Genomic DNA, 18244 nt, shown 5'->3' on the forward strand with positions numbered 1-18244 from the left:
ATCAGGGCATGAAAGATTTAGGATGGAACATCGAGCCAGTTAGTAATCTGGCAAAATTTTCTGAAGACTGGAATCGCCTCAATAGTGTACATGGAGGCTTCATCTTACTTGATCATCTTTTCTTCAGTGAAGCCGTATCGCATCTAGCAGAAAACCCATTACAACTGGCCATATGCTACCAAGGCGAACATGTCGTGTGTATCACGATTGTGGAAAAAGTCCGTTTTGGAATCAGCCGAACATTTCAGCCTTCGCAGTCGCCGTTAGGGGCATGGATACAAGACCCGACCATTCCTACGCAACTCTTAATAAAGTCGCTTGCAAAAAAACTACATTGGTGGCCATTGGGGTTTAGTATCACACAACAGGACCCTAAACTAGAATGCTTAAATCTAACTCAATCACAAGAATGCAACACACTCCCCTACATAGAAACAGGCTCGCTACAATCCACAGAAAATTTCGATACTTTTTGGGAATCACGCGGGAAAAATCTACGTCAAAATACCAACAAAGCGGTCAACCGGCTAAATAAAGAAAGTGGCACACTACTCTTAAAAGTCATCACAGACCCTGATGATATTGATGAAGCGATAGAAGAGTACGGAAAATTAGAAAGTTCAGGCTGGAAATCTGGCACTAATACAGCAATAACGCCGGATAACGATCAAGGAAGATTCTATAAAAGCTTATTTAGAAAATTGGCTCATAATAAGCAGACCATCATATTTCAGCTATTTCTAGGCGACACCATAATTGCTTCAGACCTAACAGTATTAAGCAATCAATCAATCATTATTCTTAAAACTACTTACGATGAAAACTATAAACGTTTCTCGCCAGCTACTGTATTAAGAAAGTTCCAGTTTGAAAAAATATTTAACGACCCTCAGATAGGCCAAATAGAATTTTATGGAAAAATGATGGACTGGCATTATCGATGGACAAACGATACCCGAGAAATGTTCCATCTGAACTGGTTATCTAAAACTGGAAAAGCAATAAAGAGTATAAGAGAAAAAATCAAATGAGTACTTACATTTTATGCTCTCAAACTGAAAGGAAAAATCTAAATAAATATATAGATCATTACAGCAGCTCAGGTGGCTATCTGACTCACGATATACTAATAGGAGATAACTCTTTATTAGTATTTAGTGATCTGCAAGGAGCCCCACCTGTTTTTCACAAAAAAAATAATGACTTCGTAATTGCTCTAGGATGTGAGTTAAAGTCATCTAATAAAGATTTTTGGTTAAAATTCATTGATACACACACACCAGGAATTTACCCAGAAAGTATAACTGAGCTAACAGCAACGCTTATTGTTTACAAAGAAAATACGCTTTTCTTATACAATGACAATTTATCATGCAATAAATTCTACACAAACAAAAAATGCAACTCTCTATCAAATTCGTTTTTAGCCCTTTGCCATTTAGAGGGTAAAAACTTAAACATAAATTCCGAATCAGTCTATGAATATTTAATTAACGGTTCTTTATTTGGAACCAACACCTTCTTTAATGAAGTAAATAGTATAGAACATAATAATTACGTAGTAGTTAACAATGACTATACGATAAAAGACAGAACCGTAGAGCTAGCAAACACACCGAGCACTAAAACAAAAAATAACCCAAGCATTACTGAACTCGCCACTCATGAAAACTCAAAACTATTAACACTATTATCTAACGTTAATATAGATGAAAGAGCAATTGTATCTTTTTCCGGTGGGTATGACTCAAGATTACTATTATCACTAATGAGATCTCTTGGTTACTCGCCGGATCTTTTTGTGTACGGAAATGATACAAGTGATGATGTTGCTGTAGCCAAAAACATAGCCTATAAAGAAAAGCTAAATTTGACCATCATCGATAAATCCACACAAAACGCATGTTATAGCCTAGAAGAATCAATGAAAGATTTTTATGCGTTCGATGGCTGGAAAGTTGAACACGGTATATTTGATGGCGGCATAGACCGAAAAGATAGGTTGATGCGTAATAAAGATGGCCGTGTTTCAATTAATGGATCTTTAGGCGAGATTTATAGAAATTTTTATTACATGCCAAAATCATCCAGTTCTTTAAACCAATTGGTACATACTTTTTATTCCCAATACGATCCTAAAGCATTTACAGAACGATTTAATGAGTTTAATTACGAAAATTCTATAGAAAAAAAGATGCAGAATGCTATCGGAATTCAAGCCGACACATCAACGTCACGCAATGATATAGAAAAACTTTACCCCTATTTTAGAGGGCGATTCTGGGCTGGTAGAGATGCAAGGCTTAATAATAACTTTGGAGCCGCATTGTTTCCATTTATGCATGAATCTATTGTTAAGGACAGTAGTTCAATCCCTCTTAGCATAAAAGAAATGGGAAGAATGCAATCCGAAATGATTAAGCTTTTAGATATCAACTTAGCAAGTTACCAAAGCGACTATGGTTTCAATTTTGTAGAAAAAAAACCACTGCCTTATAAAGCCTCTTATTTTATCAGCGTCCACAAACCTGCTTGGTTAAGAAAATACTCACAACGACTCAAAAACATTAAAAAACAATCAATAGATATTGAAAACCATATGAAAAAGTTCAATGAAATCATTGATAGCTTTTCTTATATGAACAAATATGTAGTGATAGAAAACATAAAAGATGAGAGGGTCTTAGGTCTTGTTATAACGTTAGAGTTTCTCTTTCAGCACTTCTGCGCAACGGACAAACCTTGACTTTTCAGCTCTTCCAAGACCAAGTTTACGGATGAATCTTTTCTTACAGGCAAAAAGATATTCGTTCGTTCTCTATTACATAGCAGAAAGCTTTGAATATCTTCTGGTGTATTACACAACTCAATTAAGTTTTGATCATAACAAAACTTAAAAATTTCATGTGTTGAGAACTGATGAGACCAACCCTCAGAGGTAGCTACGGGTTTTCCCATTGATAACGGTTCTATAAGGTTGTGGTTTTTACCAATATATACTTTATCAGAATGATAGAGCAAAGCGGGAAGGTCACCGAAAGTATCAACTATTAGCACCTGTTGATTGTTTATATTTCGATCAGATAGCTTAGTATAAGAAATGTTTTCTTTTTCCAGCGCTGAGACAATATATACAATATTGCTATCAATCTCCGGATGCCTTGGAGCAATTATCAATAGCCCACCATTATCAATAAAACTTTTGGAGCCTTGAATTACTAGATCAAACTCCACATTACCAGACAAGGAACCTGCCAAAAATATGTTTCGACTGCTATAAGCTTCCAAATTTTTAGCGTCCACCGTATCGGTACACTTTGCCTCTTTGTACAGAGAGTCAAATTTAAAACTCAGAATAACTGAAATTTTATTTGCATCACACCCCTTGGCTAACAATTCATTTTTAACAAAATCATTTTGAACAAAAAAATAATCTACAAACCTTAAATAGTATGGTTCGAATAATTTTTTCTCTATGTAATCCTGCCTGCAGCTCACTTTATCTTTATACAACCACCCATTGATAACAATAATACTAGCTTTGTGATAATGCATATCCCGGATAATTTGATAATCAAAACGACAAGGGGACTCGTGTAGTAAACAAGGAATCTCACAAATTATGAACTGCACAGGTCTAAGCACAGTAGTTAATTGTTTCGATGCCTTTTTATATTCGCTTAACGTGATTACATATGCATCAGGAAATTTTCTTAGAAATGATTCTTTATAGATTTCTTTATCAGTGACAATGACAAGGCCCAACCCTCTTGTATAATTGTCTAGAAATTCATGACACGAATTTAATTCACCTATTGTTGTACAGAAAACCCATACACAATCTTTTGCCGTACTCAAATCGGGTAATTTAATTTCTTTATTGCTGATCTGTTTCCCTTTTAATCTTAACGCCATATGTAAAACACATTGGTAAACCTTCCATACAAGTGACTCAAAAATCATTATAACATTCCATTTATAACGTCTATCTGTTATGTTTTAGCTAGACAAGGAGCTTAATATGAAATTCCATATTTTAAAATCGATCACGCTTATTTCTACTCTAGCTTTTTTATCTCAACATGCCTATGCCAATAAAGCACCTTGGGTGGGTTATGACTTAAGTGGCAGCCCTTGTCGAGGTGTCACTCCTAATCTAGGACCTTTCGATTATACAAAAGCCTACCTTCACGAGACTGAACTATCGCTCGTTCAAGCAGCCCACTTTAACTCTAACGTAGAGCTATTAATTAAAGGCGCTAAACAAAAAGGCAACATGCTAGGTGACATACACTATACGTTAAAAGCTTTCCCCAACCATCACCGCGCACTAAATACGGTAATAAACTATCGTATGAAAAATGGTCCATATAGTAATAACAAAGGCATTAAGCAACCTGAGTGCTATTTTCTACGCGCAATCAACTTCGCACCCAAAGATGACATGAGTATGATGTTGTACGGGTTATACTTGCATAAAGTCAATAAACTTGTTGATGCAGAAGAAATGTACAAAAAAGCCCTTAAAATCAATCCAAATAACCTACAAGCTATGTATAACTACGGCTTGCTAGCTTTAGAGCTAGGAAATTTGGAACAGGCTAAAGGCTTCGCTAAAAAGGTTTACGCAAAAGGTTTTGTACTAAAAGGATTACAACGAAGGATTGATAACTACTAACTTACTCAAAAGCCGTGTAATACTTATCAGTCATTAGCAAGCGCATCAAAAACCGTAAAGGCTTTCTATCCCATGGCGTAAAGCGCATTAATTCATATGGGTTTGTTCTTTCTCTGTTACAACCCCAGTGTGTAGTGACTGCATATTTAAAACCCAAGTCTGTCACTAAAGCTACATCTCGATCCGTATAATCGGATGCTTTTCTTCCATTTGGGTAAGCAAACCCGACAACCTCATGGCCAATAATAGACTCTAAAGCTAACTTACCCTGTAAAATCTCCTCTCTAGCTGCCTGATCGTCCAACACACTTAAAATAGGGTGTGTCACAGTATGGCCTGCTACTTCGTAACCCGCATCATGCAGTGCCTTAATTTCACGGGGCGACATCATCAAGGATGGTTGAGGTCGGCTACATTGCTCTTCTATTGAACGTACAATCGCTTCCCGATCATGATAATCTTTATGCTTGATTCGTTGAATCACCTTCTCCGCTTCCGATCTTTTCTGATCAGCTCCTTCTGTATGGACAACACCCAGTCCAATACTGGATAAATCGATAGAATCCAGTGCTCTAAAGGTTTCAATGACGCGATCATTCCACATCATAGCGCCATTAGAAAAAGCAGTGCTTACATAAAAAGTAGCGGGGATGCCTAGCTCATCTAAAACAGGCTTAGCAACGGTGAAATTGTTCATATAGCCATCGTCAAAAGTTACAGCTATCGAGTTAGCTGGTAATTCCCCGTTTGCTAACATATCTATCGCTTTGGGTAGTGATACAGGATTAAAGTACTTTTTAATCAACTGCATTTGATCTCTAAATTCATCACGGGTTGGCTCATTAGGCCGCATAAAATCGCGTTGTTCAAATACACTGTGATAAATCAAAATATACAATGACGCTTGCCTACTTGAGGGCTGGATGAGCCGAATTGAACTCACTAAACACTTTTCTATTAGCTCTCTCATAGCCCCTGCCTAGTTGTTTGTTGCTGATTAACAGCTACAGCTTGCGGAGTGTTAAGCTCTTTTTTAAGCAACAAAGTAATAGCAATCAAATGCCACGGTAAATCAAAGTAGGATAAACTCAAGAAAGCGCCCCCCGTCAAGTAGGCAACGAAACTGACTTGAAGCATACGTGACAATAAATTTAATCGACTGTCAGGCTCACTTAAGCGAATGACGGTGGATAAGTTTCTCCATGACGCGTACAAAATACCTAAAAAGAGAAATAAACCAATCCACCCATGATCTGCTAGCACATTAAAATAAATGCTGTGAGCAACAGCAACAAAGTCAGCCTGTGGTGAATAGATACTAAATGTGTCCTTCCCCCAGGAGTCAAACCCGCCTCCAAGCAACTTATCATTGGCAATATTAATGCTGTATGTCCACGCATTAATTCGCCCCATCGCAGATCTATCTTCTTGATAATTACTGATAGTACTCATACGATCATGCCAGGCTTGCGGCATCACTTGCCAACCAACACCGGCTACCAAAAGAATGGCGATACCAGAAATTAATTTCCCTTTCGTTTTGAGCCAAAAAAAGCCTAATACAGCTACTGCAGCTAACAATGCGCCACGGGATTGCGACCCTAAAGCAGACACTAGGCTCAAAAACACCGCACTACCTAGCCCATACTTCAACCATTTTTTGGTCTCGACCGAGTACAGATAGTACATGAGCGGAATAACCATCAAAGTAGCCAGGGCTAAGCTGTTATTTTCGTAAATAAAGGTGCCCGGCGGACCCCAGACCCGAAAACCACCACCAGTAACTAAGGTAAAAATCCCTCCCTTGATACTGTAATAGCCTATCGACAGCACGATAACCCAAATTAGATATTCTACTTTCTTAAAACTCGTTAAGAAGATAATAGTAAAGAAGGTAAGCAACTGAATTTTCATCACTTTTATATATGAAACCAGTGCATAATCAGGATAGATAGCGAACACTGTGGTAATGCTCATCCAAACCAAAAAAAGCGCCCAAACCACCACAGTCCCATCAACAGGGATTTTCTGTTTGTCCTTATTAAACAAAAATGCGAGCACAATAAAGATAGCAATCACTTGTGCAAACGGCATAGTGTATGCAAAGCCATAAGTTAGCCGATGGGGGTTCATATAACTGATCCAAGCCCACATCAGAATTCCGACATAAGGTCTTTTCAATATAAATGGCAAACTACCGAATACAATTAATGTAACAAATATGTCTCTCATAATTGTTTTGCCACTTCTTGGTATAGTCTATTTTGTTTTTCGACAACGTGATCCCAAGCGAATTCTGAAACATAACTACGCATCGACTCAGTGTGATTAGCCTCTACCTTTTTAAGGCTTTCGACAATAGCGTCTGTTGAGCGGCTTTTAATTAAATAGCCATGACCATCGTTATCTATAATCTCTTTGACTCCGCCCACATTGGTTGCGAGCACCTGGGTATTGCAAGCAAGCGCCTCTAAAATCACATTGGGCCACCCCTCTCGCGATGACGCCAGAACGAGTACATCCGAAGAGGCATATAAGGCCGCTAAAGACGTTTGGTTAACAGGCGGTATTATTCTTACCCGTCCACTTACACCTAGCTCACCAATCAAACTCTCAAGGTTGCTTCTCTCTTCGCCATCACCAACAATTGTCAGCGCATGACTGGGCAGTTGAGCAACAGCTCTCACTACTAAATCATGTCCTTTTAATTCAGTGAGGTTACCCACGCTTAATACATGCTTGTACGGCATCTTAAACCATGGATCTGAAGTGTCTTGATCTGGATTAAAAATCGATGTGTCGACTCCATTCCTGATCACAACCATTTTATCCGACGCTATCCCAATAGCTTCTCCTCTTGCTTTCAATGCGGAGGAAACCGTAATCACCTTTTTGCAACGTTTAGCCGCCCACAAAATCATTTTTCGAGCAATCGTGTAATTAGGTATTAGGTTAAGATCTGTTCCTCTAGCTGACATAACGAAGGGCAATTTTAAAAAAGCACTTACCAGTGCCGCTGATACACCATCGGGATATAAATAATGAGCATCAATAAGATTATACTTTTTGTCGAGCTTGCGAGCAGTCTTACAAAAAGCGAATGCTAGGAAAAAAGGCGTTATATACATGCCGATTTTGGGTATAACGAGGTAACGCGGATGATACACATTGACGCCATTATGCACTTCAAAAGATGGGATCTTTTGAAAATCTGAATAACGAGTAAAGCCTTTTAATTTAAACGGAAACCATGGAACGGGAGCTATAACGTCCGCTTGGCAAAGCCCTGAACCGATAAGTTTCTTCAACCGTGTTTCAATGAATATTCCATGTCGAGGCTTTACTGAATTAGGATATAGCGTCGTTAATACAAGTAAAGAGTTCATCGCAATAGGCGCTCATACACATCTTTGTAATTCGCGACACTTGCCTCCCAGTTACGCACCGTTTCAACATACTTACGACCATTAGCACGGTAGGTAGCCCATTGATCGCTTTCTTCTAGCATTTTCTCGAGCACGGCAATAAGTGACGCCTGGCTACCCGATTGATAAAGCAGACCATTATAGCCGTCCGTGATCAGTTCTTTGTGGCCACCAACATCAGACGCTACAACTAGCTTGCCCTGCGCCATCGCTTCAAGTGGCTTCAACGGGGTAACCAAGTCAGTTAAGCGCATCTTTTCTCGTGGATAAACGAACAAGTCGACCAAGCTGTAGTAATCGCTAACCTGCGCGTGAGGAACTCGACCTGTTAATATTACAACTTCATCTAAAGCAAGCTCTTTAACGCGCGCTTTTATAGCCTCATCTTCTGGCCCACCACCCACTAATAACAAACGTGCTTGAGGGTCTTTTTTAACAACCTCAGCAAATGCATCCACTAAGAAAAGTAAGCCTTCATAGGCATAGAAAGAACCGATAAACCCGAGGACTCGCTTCCCTTGCAAACCCAGCTCATTTAATAACTGCTCATTTTTATGCTCAATAACGGGGAAACGGTCAATATCCACAGCGTTAGGGATAATAGTGATCTTTCCCTTAGGCAAACCACGGGCTTGTATATCAGCACGCAAACCTTCACAAATTGTCGTAACGGCATCTGCTTTTTTAAAGACATGCGTCTCTAAAGCACGCGTCAATTTGTAACGAAGATCGTTCTCTTTACACGTCCCATGATCAACAGCCGCATCTTCCCAGAACCCACGACATTCATACACGAGAGGTAGATTAAATTTTTTCTTTACTTTTAAGGCTGCTGCACCCGTTAATGCAGGGGAGTGTGCATGTAATATATCGGGTCGTGTTTCCTCGATCACCTCAGACAAGCGGTCAGCCATTTCGTTAATAATTGCCAATTGATTGAGCAAAGGTAAGGACGAATACCACTTACTGCCAACCGGAGTGCGGTAAAAGGTGAACTCTTCCACTTCCTCTTTTAATGTAGCTACGTCGCCTTGCTTGCCCGACGTGATCTGGGCAGTCTCCCACCCATTGGCACGCTGCTGCTTCAAAATTGAACGTGTTCGAAACGTGTACCCACTGTGTAATGGGATTGAATGATCCAGAATATGTAATACTTTCACCAGATTCCTTCCTGATTCTCTTAACTTAGTGGGCAGTTGCCATTTCATTCATCAAGAATGCATTGAACATTAACAACGTCCAGATAACAACGCTATGATCTCGCATACCAGATTGATGTTGCGATAAAACACGCTCGATATAAGCCATATTAAATAACCCGCTATGGCGAATCGTATAGCCTAACAAGCTTGCTTCAACTTTCTCTTTCAATGGTCCTCTAAACCACTTGGCAAGCGGTACTCCAAAGCCCATTTTATCGCGATAAAGCACATCATGCGGCAACACAGGCTCTAAAGATTTTTTAAGTATATATTTACCTTCTTGACGCTTAAGCTTCATATCTGCTGGTAGTGAAGAGGCCCACTCAATGAATTTGTGATCCAACAAAGGAACACGTACCTCAAGAGCATGAGCCATACTTGCCCTATCCACCTTGGTAAGAATATCGCCCACCAAATATGTCTTCATATCCAAATACTGGATAAGCGATAAAGGGTCTTGTGTTGGTGATTTTTTGACGTATTCATCAAACACCTGAATAGATTTATAATCACCTAACCAGTCTTTGAGCTTGTCACTGAACAATTCATCTCGCTGCTCATCATTCAACAACGAAACTGTATGCAAATACGCTTCAACCGATGAACGAGCCAAACTTTGAAAGGTTGTTTTAGCCCGAAAAACACGTGGCGCCCAATCGGCCTTTGGATAAAGACGACCTAATAGACCAAATACAGGCTTACGGATACTGAGTGGTATTTTCTGACGTAACGCCTCTTCATTCATATGCCATTTATAACGGCGGTAACCTGCAAAGTTCTCATCTCCACCATCACCGGATAAAGCAACGGTTACACGCTTGCGAGCCAATTCGCAGACTTTATAGGTTGGGATGGCTGAACTGTCAGCATATGGCTCGTCATACAAGGTTGCTAATGTATCAACCAGTGTAAAAGTATCGCTGTCTACAACATCTTTATAATGATTGGTTTTGAAAAGCTCAGCGACTTTATCCGCATAATGGGTTTCATCAAATTGCTTAACATCAAATCCAATAGCACAAGTATTAACCGGCTTATCTTGCAACTTCGACATCATCGCCACTACCGCACTGGAATCGACGCCACCGGATAAAAATGCGCCCAAAGGTACCTCTGCTATCATGCGTAAATCTACCGCTTCGCTCAACAAAGCTAGTAATCGCTGCCGTGCCTCATCTTCGCTAATGTCTTGTACGGGAGCAAATGGTATATCCCAATATTCTTTTTGCTCAGGTAGCGGCTGCCCTACTTTAAAAGTTAACGTATGACCCGGACGAAGTTTATAAACACCTTGATAGATAGTCTTAGGCTCAGGGATATAACCAAAGGTAAAGTAGTCTTCGATGGCAGTTGGCTCGATTTCACGGGGCAAGTTAGCCAGTGTCTTTAGCGCTTTAAGCTCTGAACTAAAGGCCACATTACCGTCATGCAGTACACCATAAAAGAGAGGCTTTATCCCGAGACGATCCCTAGCAATAAATAATGTTTGTTGGTTTCGATCCCAAATTGCAAACACAAACATGCCACGAAAACGGTTAACACATGACTCGCCCCACTCTTCCCAAGCATGGACAATCACTTCTGTGTCAGAGTGTGTTCGGAAAATATGCCCTTTATCTTTTAACTCTTGCGATAGTGCTTCAAAATTGTATATTTCGCCGTTATAGGTCACTACGACCGAATGGTCTTCGTTAAATAGTGGTTGCGCACCACCCGATAGATCAATAATAGCTAACCGACGATGCCCAAACGCCACTCCCTGCTCAAGGTGCACTCCACCCGCATCAGGACCTCGATGAAACTGGGATTCATTCATGGCTTGAACAACGGACTCATCAAAATGAGTTTGCCCATTAAGGTCAAACAGACCAACTACACCACACATCGACTAACTTCCCTTTACTGCATTTTCCGTTTTAGTTGCAACCAAACTATCATAAACAGCAACATAGTTTGCGACTGTTTTATACCAATCAAACTCGCGTCTTACTTTATTTAGGCTAGCCTCAGCCATATTATGTCGCTTGTCAGGGTCACGCCATAACTCCATTAATATATCTGCCAGCTGCTGATGGTCACCCACCCTAAATAGAAAGCCATTTTCTTGATCAGAGACAAGTTCAGGGTTGCCACCTGTTTCAGTAGCAACAATGGGTAACTGGCTCGCCATAGCCTCTAATATGGTATTCGAAATGCCTTCTGCTAACGAGCTCAAAACAAATACATCCATTAGCGGTAACAAGCGAGCCACATCACTTCTATCCCCTAACATAAGCACATGCTCACTAAGACCTAAACGCGTTATCTCATCGTTTAATTCTTGGTATAAAGGCCCGTCCCCTACCATTAATAGGTTCGTTTTCGCTTGCTGTTCTTGTGGCAGCGCTTTTAAAAACAACCCGAAGCTTTTAATTAAAGTCTTCTGATCTTTAACAGCGGCTAATCGTCCAACAGTTCCGATAATAAAACGCGGGGTAAAAGGTTGCTTAGCTTCATCATCAGAAAAGAAAGAAGATAACGCCAACTGCTTTTCATGCGCTGTTAGTGGTATGAACTGCTGATGATTTACGCCATTATATATTTGAGAAACCTTACGGGGTGGGACATTAATAGTGCTAACGAGCCACTGCTCTAAGTCCTTACTCACGGCAATATATTGACTAATAAAATGCTTCATCACTGAACGCAATGCATTGTACTTTTTGTTTTTCCCTTCCAAATCATAGATATCTCGGCCGTGCTCACCGTGAACTGATCTAAAAGAAGGGGCTAGTACTTTTAACACGTGAATATCTAGCGCCGCTAAATTACGTGAATGGACAATGGCAGGCCGATACGCCCAAAACAAGCGGAGCAACTTCCAGTAAATGGACAAATCATTACCTTCTTTTTTATGAAGCTCCACAATGGCGATATCATCTGACTCTATTCGTTGAGAGAAGTCAGTTGCATGGCTAAGACATACAATCATATGTCGATACCGGTCCGAAGGCATTCTGTTTAAAATATTGACTAAACCGTTTTCCATTCCACCTGTACCTAATGTATGCAGCACATGCATAACCAAAGGCTTGTCAATATATTTAGAGGTCTTCATAAACTCTCTGCGCAACGTTATCCATTGAGGCCTGAACCTGAGGAAAGGTTTCTTGAATGAGAGTTTGCAGCTGGGATTTCTGTAACTCAGGCGCCTGAGAAGCGGGATCAACACTCATAGCATAGGTGATCCGGGCACTATCTTGACGGTCACCCAACAAACGATGCCCGCCTTCTAATAGCTTGACTATATATTTATTAGCGCTGTTATGAGCTCCAGCCACCTGATACCAACTCCATACCAGCAATTCTTGTTTTGATGATTTAATTCGATAAGAAGTAACGGAAATATCCAAAGCTGCTAAGTGCTCCGTACCCACTGATACGATATGCCATTCGTCGGAATCAGGGTCAATCATTGTATTTAACGAATTAATCATCTCCGCATAACCTGGGACGGGATAAAAATCGATATAAATCGCTGACTGTTGAGGACCATCCTCAATAAAACCAACCACCTGATCTGCCTCACGAGCAACCGGTTGCCAGCTCCATAATGGAGCAACAGAGGCTTTTCCTTCAAAGTCAGGCAGTTCTAATGCATCAACCATTTCTGGATAAGCTTGGTTGTTCATTTGTTGTCGAGCTAGTGGCCAAATACTCAAACCAACAATCAGGCAACCAATGAAAATAACATGCGTAAGCGGTGTCCGGTTAACAGCTAATGTATCACTTTCGCCATTAACTATAGGGGCTGCACGTAACCCTAAATTATCGACTTCAGGGTCTTTGAAAATGGCCCCCAAGCGAATCAAAATAAAGATGACCACACCAAAAAACAGCCAGCCATACACTAGGTGATCAACGCCTGTGGCGACTGTCATATCACTCAAGTGGCCTAGCATAACGATCATATAAGCACGCAGACCGTTCGCAATAATAGGAACGATGATAGACAACGCTATAAAAATGGCGCGCTTCCATAGCTTCGTATACGTGACATAAGCATAGAGGCAACCCAAAGTAATGGATGCTATGAGGTAACGAATCCCACTACAGGCCTCCACCACGGACCAATTGCCCGTTGGTAACATAAAAAATAGGCCTTCCCTATAAACTGGAATCCCGCTTAAGCGAACCATGTCCACCGTGAAATTAGCGGTAAAATCCATCATTGGAGGAACAAGGTCTTCCCCCATAGGCACCATAAACAGCAAAAAACATAACGGAAACGCTAAAAACCAAGCTAGCTGATTACCTAGAATGCTCCATATAACACTAATCAGCATTAAGACAGCCGCAAACTGCTGCACAACAGCCGCATCCACAGCCATTCCTAGCAGCCATAAGAAGCCACTACCAAATAGGGCAATAAGCCCTAACACACTATAGGAGGGCACATAGGTCAACATGGCTTCACGTTTTTCCCACACCAACCATAGAGAAATAGGCGCTATTAAAAAGGCATGCGTAAACGTTTCAGAACGCATCCAAATATTAACCATTGATAAAAAAGTTGGATACAACGCAAGGACTAATGCAATGCTAAACGCTAATACCAGCGCGCCATGTAACTTCCAGGTCTTCATGATGGGATTAGCTCCGCCGTTTGATCGAGATACTGACGTATAACAGGCAGAGTATTTGCCCAATTAAAATCTTCCGTTACACGCTGCCGAGCTTGGATTCCCATATCCTGTAATGCTTTGGCCATCACAAGATCAATACAACGACTAAAATCTTGAGCGGTATCAGCGACTAAAACTTCATAACCGTTTTCTGCATTGATACCCTCAAGCCCCTTTTCCGTCACTATAACGTGCTTTTCCATAGCCATTGCCTCAAGCACTTTATTTTGAACTCCCCTAGCAACCCGCATAGGAGCGACAACCGCTGTTGCAAACTTGATATAGGGGCGTACATCAGCTACTCGCCCCGTTACTTTCACGCCGTCCACTTTCTGCAAGCGCACAACCGCATCCGTCGGTTTACCACCAACGATATAAAACTCAATACGGGGATGCTTTTTTCTGATTAATGGAAAAACATCGGTTACAAACCATTCCACAGCATCGACATTAGGCCAGTAGTCCATAGCACCAGTAAAAACAAGCACTGGCACACTTTCAGGGTAAGGGTTTCTCTCTACTTGATGCGGTGAAAAGTAGTGGCTATCAACGCCGTTATTGTAATAACTCACTGCAGTTTCAGTGATAGGTGCTTTTTCGATAAACAGTTGGGCTTCCGCACTGGATACAAAGAAACTAACATCAAATGTTTGAGCTATACGCTGTTCGTAAGCAAAAAGCTTAACTGCCTCTCGCTGATACACCCAACTCAAGGGCCAAGGCTTCATCTGCGCATATTGCGCCCATTTATCAGAGTCGATATCAACAAGATCGATTACTTTAGTTGTTAGATGAAGCGATGATGATGACAAAAACTGAGCCATAGGCGACGACACAGCCATAGCTTTATCGATCGAATATTGCGCGAGTGTACTTTTAACCCAGGACGTTAACGAGCGGCTACGATAATAAGGTAAGCTCAAAGCCTCTCCGGTTAACAGACCTATAGCGGAAAAAAGTGTGGAGCGCTTAGGTTCCAAGCTCACGAAATGAGCCGTAGCACATAACGATTCAACCTCAGTTACATACTGCCAGTCATCAGGATCATCTATGAACGCCCCCAAGTGGACTTCATAGTGAGAAACCAGATACTTCAACAAATGATATGTGCGTATTTTATCCCCTTTATTCGGAGGAAATGGAATACGATGGCACAACAAAAGTAATGGCGGCTTCATTAACCTAAACTCTTAGACAACATAGGCCCCAATGTATTGGCAACAGGCAAAGGCAGCCGTTTCCACATTTCGATGAACATTTTATATTTTGGATTCGTAGGGTTTAGCTCTGGGACCTTATCGGCCTTAACTAAATGATATTCGTAATGAAGTTGCTCAGGTTCAAAGCCCCAACCTTTCTTGAAGAGAAAAGGCCCAGTGTTTTCTTTACTACGACCGAAATCAAATAACTCTATGCCCTCATCTGCACTAATACGCATTAATTCCCAATACATAAAATCATGCGCTTTTAGGTGCTTAGCGGTATCAAAACTGCCCGCATAATAGGGCAGCACTTGGTTTTTAAAGTAAAAGCTCATAAGAGACGCAACATCTTTACCCTCATGCGTAATCATAAGCACTCGACAATCATCGCCAAACACTTCACGCAAGACCTTAAAATACTTTAAGGAAAAAACAGGCGTCCCTAGGTTTCGAACACTCTCTGAGTACGCTCGGTAAAAACGCTCACACCCTTGATCATGCTCCCCGACTAAGCCGGCAGCTATGCCACCACGAATCATAGCGCGGCGCTTACGAGGAATGGCTTTCATGTTGGCATCGTGATCCGCCACAATGGTTTTACGGAACGTATAATAAAGAGATTTAGAGGGCCAACCCGCACCTGTCGGCTCAATACTTCTCAGCTCCAATGCATCAACCTTAAACTGCTCAGCAAGGTCGCATGCATATTGCAGCAACGCTTGCTGTGCCTCATCGTTATTCGCTACAACACCACCATAAACGCACAGAGGTACTGAAATTAAGCTATTACCGAACAGTAAACTCTTGACATGCACCAGCGGCAGAATGCCCACTATATCCCCATCGCTTTCTGCGTAGATAAAATAGCAAGGATGTCCAAAAGCTTTCTCCATTACTTTTTTCCAACCCGCTCGGTGGAAGAAGGTACTGGAGTCATGTTGATCAACAAAAAGATCCCATTGCTCGGTTGTAGCGTCATCTAATGTTTTGATCTGTAATGACATGTCTAATCCCTTAGCATGGTCTGAAATTAATAGATTACTTCTGTTTTAGGCGCTAATGAGGGGTCCGTTGTGGGCTCTAGTACACTCGCACCTAAGAAAACCTCATCCATACGTCCCCATTCAAAATCATTTAACAGTGAATCCAAACGCCCATACATACGATTTAAGTTTAAATAATGGCGAAAACGTGTTCGTGCCGACACATTATCAATAACAGGTTGAGCCGGATCTATTTCCCAAGGGTGAAAATAAAAAATACAGGGCTGCTCTTCCTGAGTATTGACTTTAGATAACGCCCATTTCGAGAACGCATAAGGAAATAATCGGAACCACCCTCCGCCTCCGCAATTAATATTGCGATTCATTAGAGAAGTCGTAGTAATAGGAATTTCCAGCAATCGCCCGCCGGCTACTCTATGCGAAAAACGCGAAGCCCCAGGCATGCCATAATGATCGTGCTTAATAGGTACAATACTTGAGCTGTATTGATAACCTTCATCGGCCAGTACATCTAAAGCCCAAAGATTAGATTCGCCAATTGAGTAACTGGGTGCACGATAACCTTTTACTGCCGTTGCACTACTGTCTTCTAAAAGCGACTTACTGCGTGCGATATCCTGACGAAACTCATCGGGCGTTAAACTGGTGACTCGACGATGATCCCACCCGTGACTGGCTAATTCATGCCCCTGATTCACAATATCCAACACCATTTCTGGATACTGTTCAGCCAAGCAACCCAGGGTAAAGAAAGTGGCTTTCACACGATGCTGATCAAATAAATCCAATATCCTTTCGACATTAGCCCTAACCCTTGACTCATGTTGATGCCAATCACTTCGGCTAATACGGTTTTCGAATGCTGAAACCTGGAAGTAATCTTCAACATCGACAGACATTGCATTAACAATTGGCGAAGCCATCAGTTATGCCCTACTGCTCGTTCTTCTAAAAAAGCTTCTATGATCTGCGTGATACGTACCGCCGCATTGCCATCCCAAAGCTCAGGAACATTGCCTTTACGACCACCGTGTTCAAGCACATCATTAAACGCGGACTCAATCGCCGCTACGTCAGTACCAGCTAATACATTAGTGCCCTGCGTTAATGTAATCGGACGCTCAGTATTTTCACGCAAAGTAATACAAGGAACCCCCAGAGCGGTGGTTTCTTCTTGGATACCACCTGAATCAGTTAGTACTACGGTAGCATCACTCATCAGACCTAGCATTTGCAAATAACCTAATGGAGGAAGCAAACTAATCGCTGAGTTCTCGAGTAGACTATCAAATCCCATATTCGTGATTCGTTGACGAGTGCGCGGATGGACAGGAAATACCAAAGGTAGCCGCTTACTCAATTTAACCAACACTTCCAAAAGCCTTTTAAGCACAGCGGGATCATCGACATTAGAGGGGCGGTGCAACGTTAACAACCCGTACCCGCTAGAGACTTCATCGCCAATGGACTTCAATACTTGCTCTGCAGGCGTCGCACGCTCACGGTTGTATAAGAGCGTATCTATCATGACATTGCCGACAAAATGGACGCGCTCAGGCGGGATCCCCTCCGCTGTTAAATTCTCTATAGCATCGGCCTCTGTGGTAAAAAGTAGATCCGATATTTGATCAGTTAACACACGGTTAATTTCTTCCGGCATGGCTCTATCACCACTACGCAAGCCTGCTTCAACATGCACAACTGCAATTGACTTTTTAACTGCCACTAAGGCACAAGCAATAGTCGAATTTACATCGCCAACGACTAAAATAGCAGCAGGCCTAAGCTCATCTAAAACGGGCTCGAATCGTTTCATAATCTCAGCCGTCTGCTCGGCATGACTGCCCGAACCAACCTCAAGATCAATATCAGGCTCGGGGATATGTAACTGATCAAAAAAAGAATGCTTCATCTCTGCATCGTAGTGCTGACCTGTGTGTAATAGCACTGGCGATATAACAGATGATGAAGCCATCGCTCTCATGATAGGCGCTATTTTCATAAAATTAGGTCGTGCACCAACGATGCAAAGTACCGTGTACTGCTTTTGCACAGATTCCATTCTGGAC

The 18244-nt window shown here is 41.5% G+C and carries 15 protein-coding genes; 3 read left to right on the forward strand and 12 right to left on the reverse strand.

Annotated elements, in window-relative coordinates; genetic code table 11:
- The first annotated feature begins 8 nt into the window (after positions 1-8).
- Positions 9-1031 (forward strand): GNAT family N-acetyltransferase, encoded by a 1023-nt coding sequence (locus tag OW491_RS15375; protein WP_075171371.1) that lies wholly within the window; start codon positions 9-11, stop codon positions 1029-1031.
- Positions 1028-2746 (forward strand): hypothetical protein, encoded by a 1719-nt coding sequence (locus OW491_RS15380; RefSeq protein WP_290036776.1) that lies wholly within the window; start codon positions 1028-1030, stop codon positions 2744-2746. Before OW491_RS15375 ends, OW491_RS15380 begins: the two co-directional genes overlap by 4 nt.
- On the opposite strand, the gene OW491_RS15385 is transcribed toward OW491_RS15380, so the two are convergent.
- Positions 2716-3963: a hypothetical protein gene (locus tag OW491_RS15385; RefSeq protein WP_290036777.1), complete on the reverse strand. Its 1248-nt coding sequence runs from the start codon at positions 3961-3963 to the stop codon at positions 2716-2718. The two genes, OW491_RS15380 and OW491_RS15385, sit on opposite strands and share 31 nt — an antisense overlap.
- Before the next feature lie 58 nt (positions 3964-4021).
- Here OW491_RS15385 and OW491_RS15390 point away from each other — a divergent pair, with 58 nt between their 5' ends.
- Positions 4022-4678, forward strand: coding sequence for a tetratricopeptide repeat protein (locus tag OW491_RS15390; protein WP_075171368.1), 657 nt, complete (start codon positions 4022-4024; stop codon positions 4676-4678).
- 1 nt (position 4679) lies between these two features.
- Here the strand turns inward: OW491_RS15390 and OW491_RS15395 are convergent, their stop codons facing one another.
- From OW491_RS15395 to wecB, 11 genes are read right to left on the reverse strand one after another with little or no spacing between them, the layout of a single operon-like run.
- A complete protein-coding gene (locus OW491_RS15395) occupies positions 4680-5648 on the reverse strand; it encodes a polysaccharide deacetylase family protein (protein WP_290036779.1) in 969 nt (322 codons plus the stop codon).
- Positions 5645-6910: a putative O-glycosylation ligase, exosortase A system-associated gene (locus tag OW491_RS15400; RefSeq protein WP_178968141.1), complete on the reverse strand. Its 1266-nt coding sequence runs from the start codon at positions 6908-6910 to the stop codon at positions 5645-5647. The genes OW491_RS15395 and OW491_RS15400 overlap by 4 nt, the downstream gene beginning before the upstream one ends.
- Positions 6907-8064: a glycosyltransferase family 4 protein gene (locus OW491_RS15405; RefSeq protein ID WP_290036780.1), complete on the reverse strand. Its 1158-nt coding sequence runs from the start codon at positions 8062-8064 to the stop codon at positions 6907-6909. The genes OW491_RS15400 and OW491_RS15405 overlap by 4 nt, the downstream gene beginning before the upstream one ends.
- Positions 8061-9263: a TIGR04063 family PEP-CTERM/XrtA system glycosyltransferase gene (locus OW491_RS15410; RefSeq protein WP_290036781.1), complete on the reverse strand. Its 1203-nt coding sequence runs from the start codon at positions 9261-9263 to the stop codon at positions 8061-8063. The genes OW491_RS15405 and OW491_RS15410 overlap by 4 nt, the downstream gene beginning before the upstream one ends.
- Positions 9264-9288: 25 nt before the next feature.
- Positions 9289-11190: an XrtA/PEP-CTERM system amidotransferase gene (locus OW491_RS15415; protein WP_290036783.1), complete on the reverse strand. Its 1902-nt coding sequence runs from the start codon at positions 11188-11190 to the stop codon at positions 9289-9291.
- A gap of 3 nt (positions 11191-11193) precedes the next feature.
- On the reverse strand, positions 11194-12402 hold the full coding sequence (locus tag OW491_RS15420) for a TIGR03088 family PEP-CTERM/XrtA system glycosyltransferase (protein WP_290036784.1): 1209 nt from the start codon (positions 12400-12402) through the stop codon (positions 11194-11196).
- Positions 12389-13930: an exosortase A gene (gene xrtA, locus OW491_RS15425; protein ID WP_178968131.1), complete on the reverse strand. Its 1542-nt coding sequence runs from the start codon at positions 13928-13930 to the stop codon at positions 12389-12391. The genes OW491_RS15420 and xrtA overlap by 14 nt, the downstream gene beginning before the upstream one ends.
- A complete protein-coding gene (locus OW491_RS15430) occupies positions 13927-15147 on the reverse strand; it encodes a TIGR03087 family PEP-CTERM/XrtA system glycosyltransferase (RefSeq protein WP_290036785.1) in 1221 nt (406 codons plus the stop codon). The genes xrtA and OW491_RS15430 overlap by 4 nt, the downstream gene beginning before the upstream one ends.
- Positions 15147-16175 carry a FemAB family XrtA/PEP-CTERM system-associated protein gene (locus OW491_RS15435; RefSeq protein ID WP_075171359.1) on the reverse strand — a complete coding sequence of 343 codons (1029 nt, stop codon included), beginning with the start codon at positions 16173-16175 and terminating at the stop codon, positions 15147-15149. Before OW491_RS15435 ends, OW491_RS15430 begins: the two co-directional genes overlap by 1 nt.
- Positions 16176-16201: 26 nt before the next feature.
- Positions 16202-17098, reverse strand: a complete 897-nt coding sequence (locus tag OW491_RS15440) for an XrtA system polysaccharide deacetylase (protein WP_290036786.1) — start codon at positions 17096-17098, stop codon at positions 16202-16204.
- Positions 17098-18237, reverse strand: coding sequence for a UDP-N-acetylglucosamine 2-epimerase (non-hydrolyzing) (gene wecB / locus OW491_RS15445; protein WP_290036787.1), 1140 nt, complete (start codon positions 18235-18237; stop codon positions 17098-17100). Before wecB ends, OW491_RS15440 begins: the two co-directional genes overlap by 1 nt.
- Positions 18238-18244: the final 7 nt, after the last annotated feature.

It is taken from the genome of Neptunomonas sp. CHC150 (assembly GCF_030397555.1).
Lineage (GTDB): Bacteria > Pseudomonadota > Gammaproteobacteria > Pseudomonadales > Balneatricaceae > Neptunomonas > Neptunomonas phycophila.

What these genes read in the sequence shown, in the direction of transcription:
- OW491_RS15375 (WP_075171371.1), top strand. Translation starts at nt 9, where the DNA reads ATGAAAGATTTAGGATGGAACATCGAGCCAGTTAGTAATCTGGCAAAA.
- OW491_RS15380 (WP_290036776.1), top strand. Translation starts at nt 1,028, where the DNA reads ATGAGTACTTACATTTTATGCTCTCAAACTGAAAGGAAAAATCTAAAT.
- OW491_RS15385 (WP_290036777.1), bottom strand. Translation starts at nt 3,963, where the DNA reads ATGATTTTTGAGTCACTTGTATGGAAGGTTTACCAATGTGTTTTACAT.
- OW491_RS15390 (WP_075171368.1), top strand. Translation starts at nt 4,022, where the DNA reads ATGAAATTCCATATTTTAAAATCGATCACGCTTATTTCTACTCTAGCT.
- OW491_RS15395 (WP_290036779.1), bottom strand. Translation starts at nt 5,648, where the DNA reads ATGAGAGAGCTAATAGAAAAGTGTTTAGTGAGTTCAATTCGGCTCATC.
- OW491_RS15400 (WP_178968141.1), bottom strand. Translation starts at nt 6,910, where the DNA reads ATGAGAGACATATTTGTTACATTAATTGTATTCGGTAGTTTGCCATTT.
- OW491_RS15405 (WP_290036780.1), bottom strand. Translation starts at nt 8,064, where the DNA reads ATGAACTCTTTACTTGTATTAACGACGCTATATCCTAATTCAGTAAAG.
- OW491_RS15415 (WP_290036783.1), bottom strand. Translation starts at nt 11,190, where the DNA reads ATGTGTGGTGTAGTTGGTCTGTTTGACCTTAATGGGCAAACTCATTTT.
- OW491_RS15420 (WP_290036784.1), bottom strand. Translation starts at nt 12,402, where the DNA reads ATGAAGACCTCTAAATATATTGACAAGCCTTTGGTTATGCATGTGCTG.
- xrtA (WP_178968131.1), bottom strand. Translation starts at nt 13,930, where the DNA reads ATGAAGACCTGGAAGTTACATGGCGCGCTGGTATTAGCGTTTAGCATT.
- OW491_RS15430 (WP_290036785.1), bottom strand. Translation starts at nt 15,147, where the DNA reads ATGAAGCCGCCATTACTTTTGTTGTGCCATCGTATTCCATTTCCTCCG.
- OW491_RS15435 (WP_075171359.1), bottom strand. Translation starts at nt 16,175, where the DNA reads ATGTCATTACAGATCAAAACATTAGATGACGCTACAACCGAGCAATGG.
- OW491_RS15440 (WP_290036786.1), bottom strand. Translation starts at nt 17,098, where the DNA reads ATGGCTTCGCCAATTGTTAATGCAATGTCTGTCGATGTTGAAGATTAC.
- wecB (WP_290036787.1), bottom strand. Translation starts at nt 18,237, where the DNA reads ATGGAATCTGTGCAAAAGCAGTACACGGTACTTTGCATCGTTGGTGCA.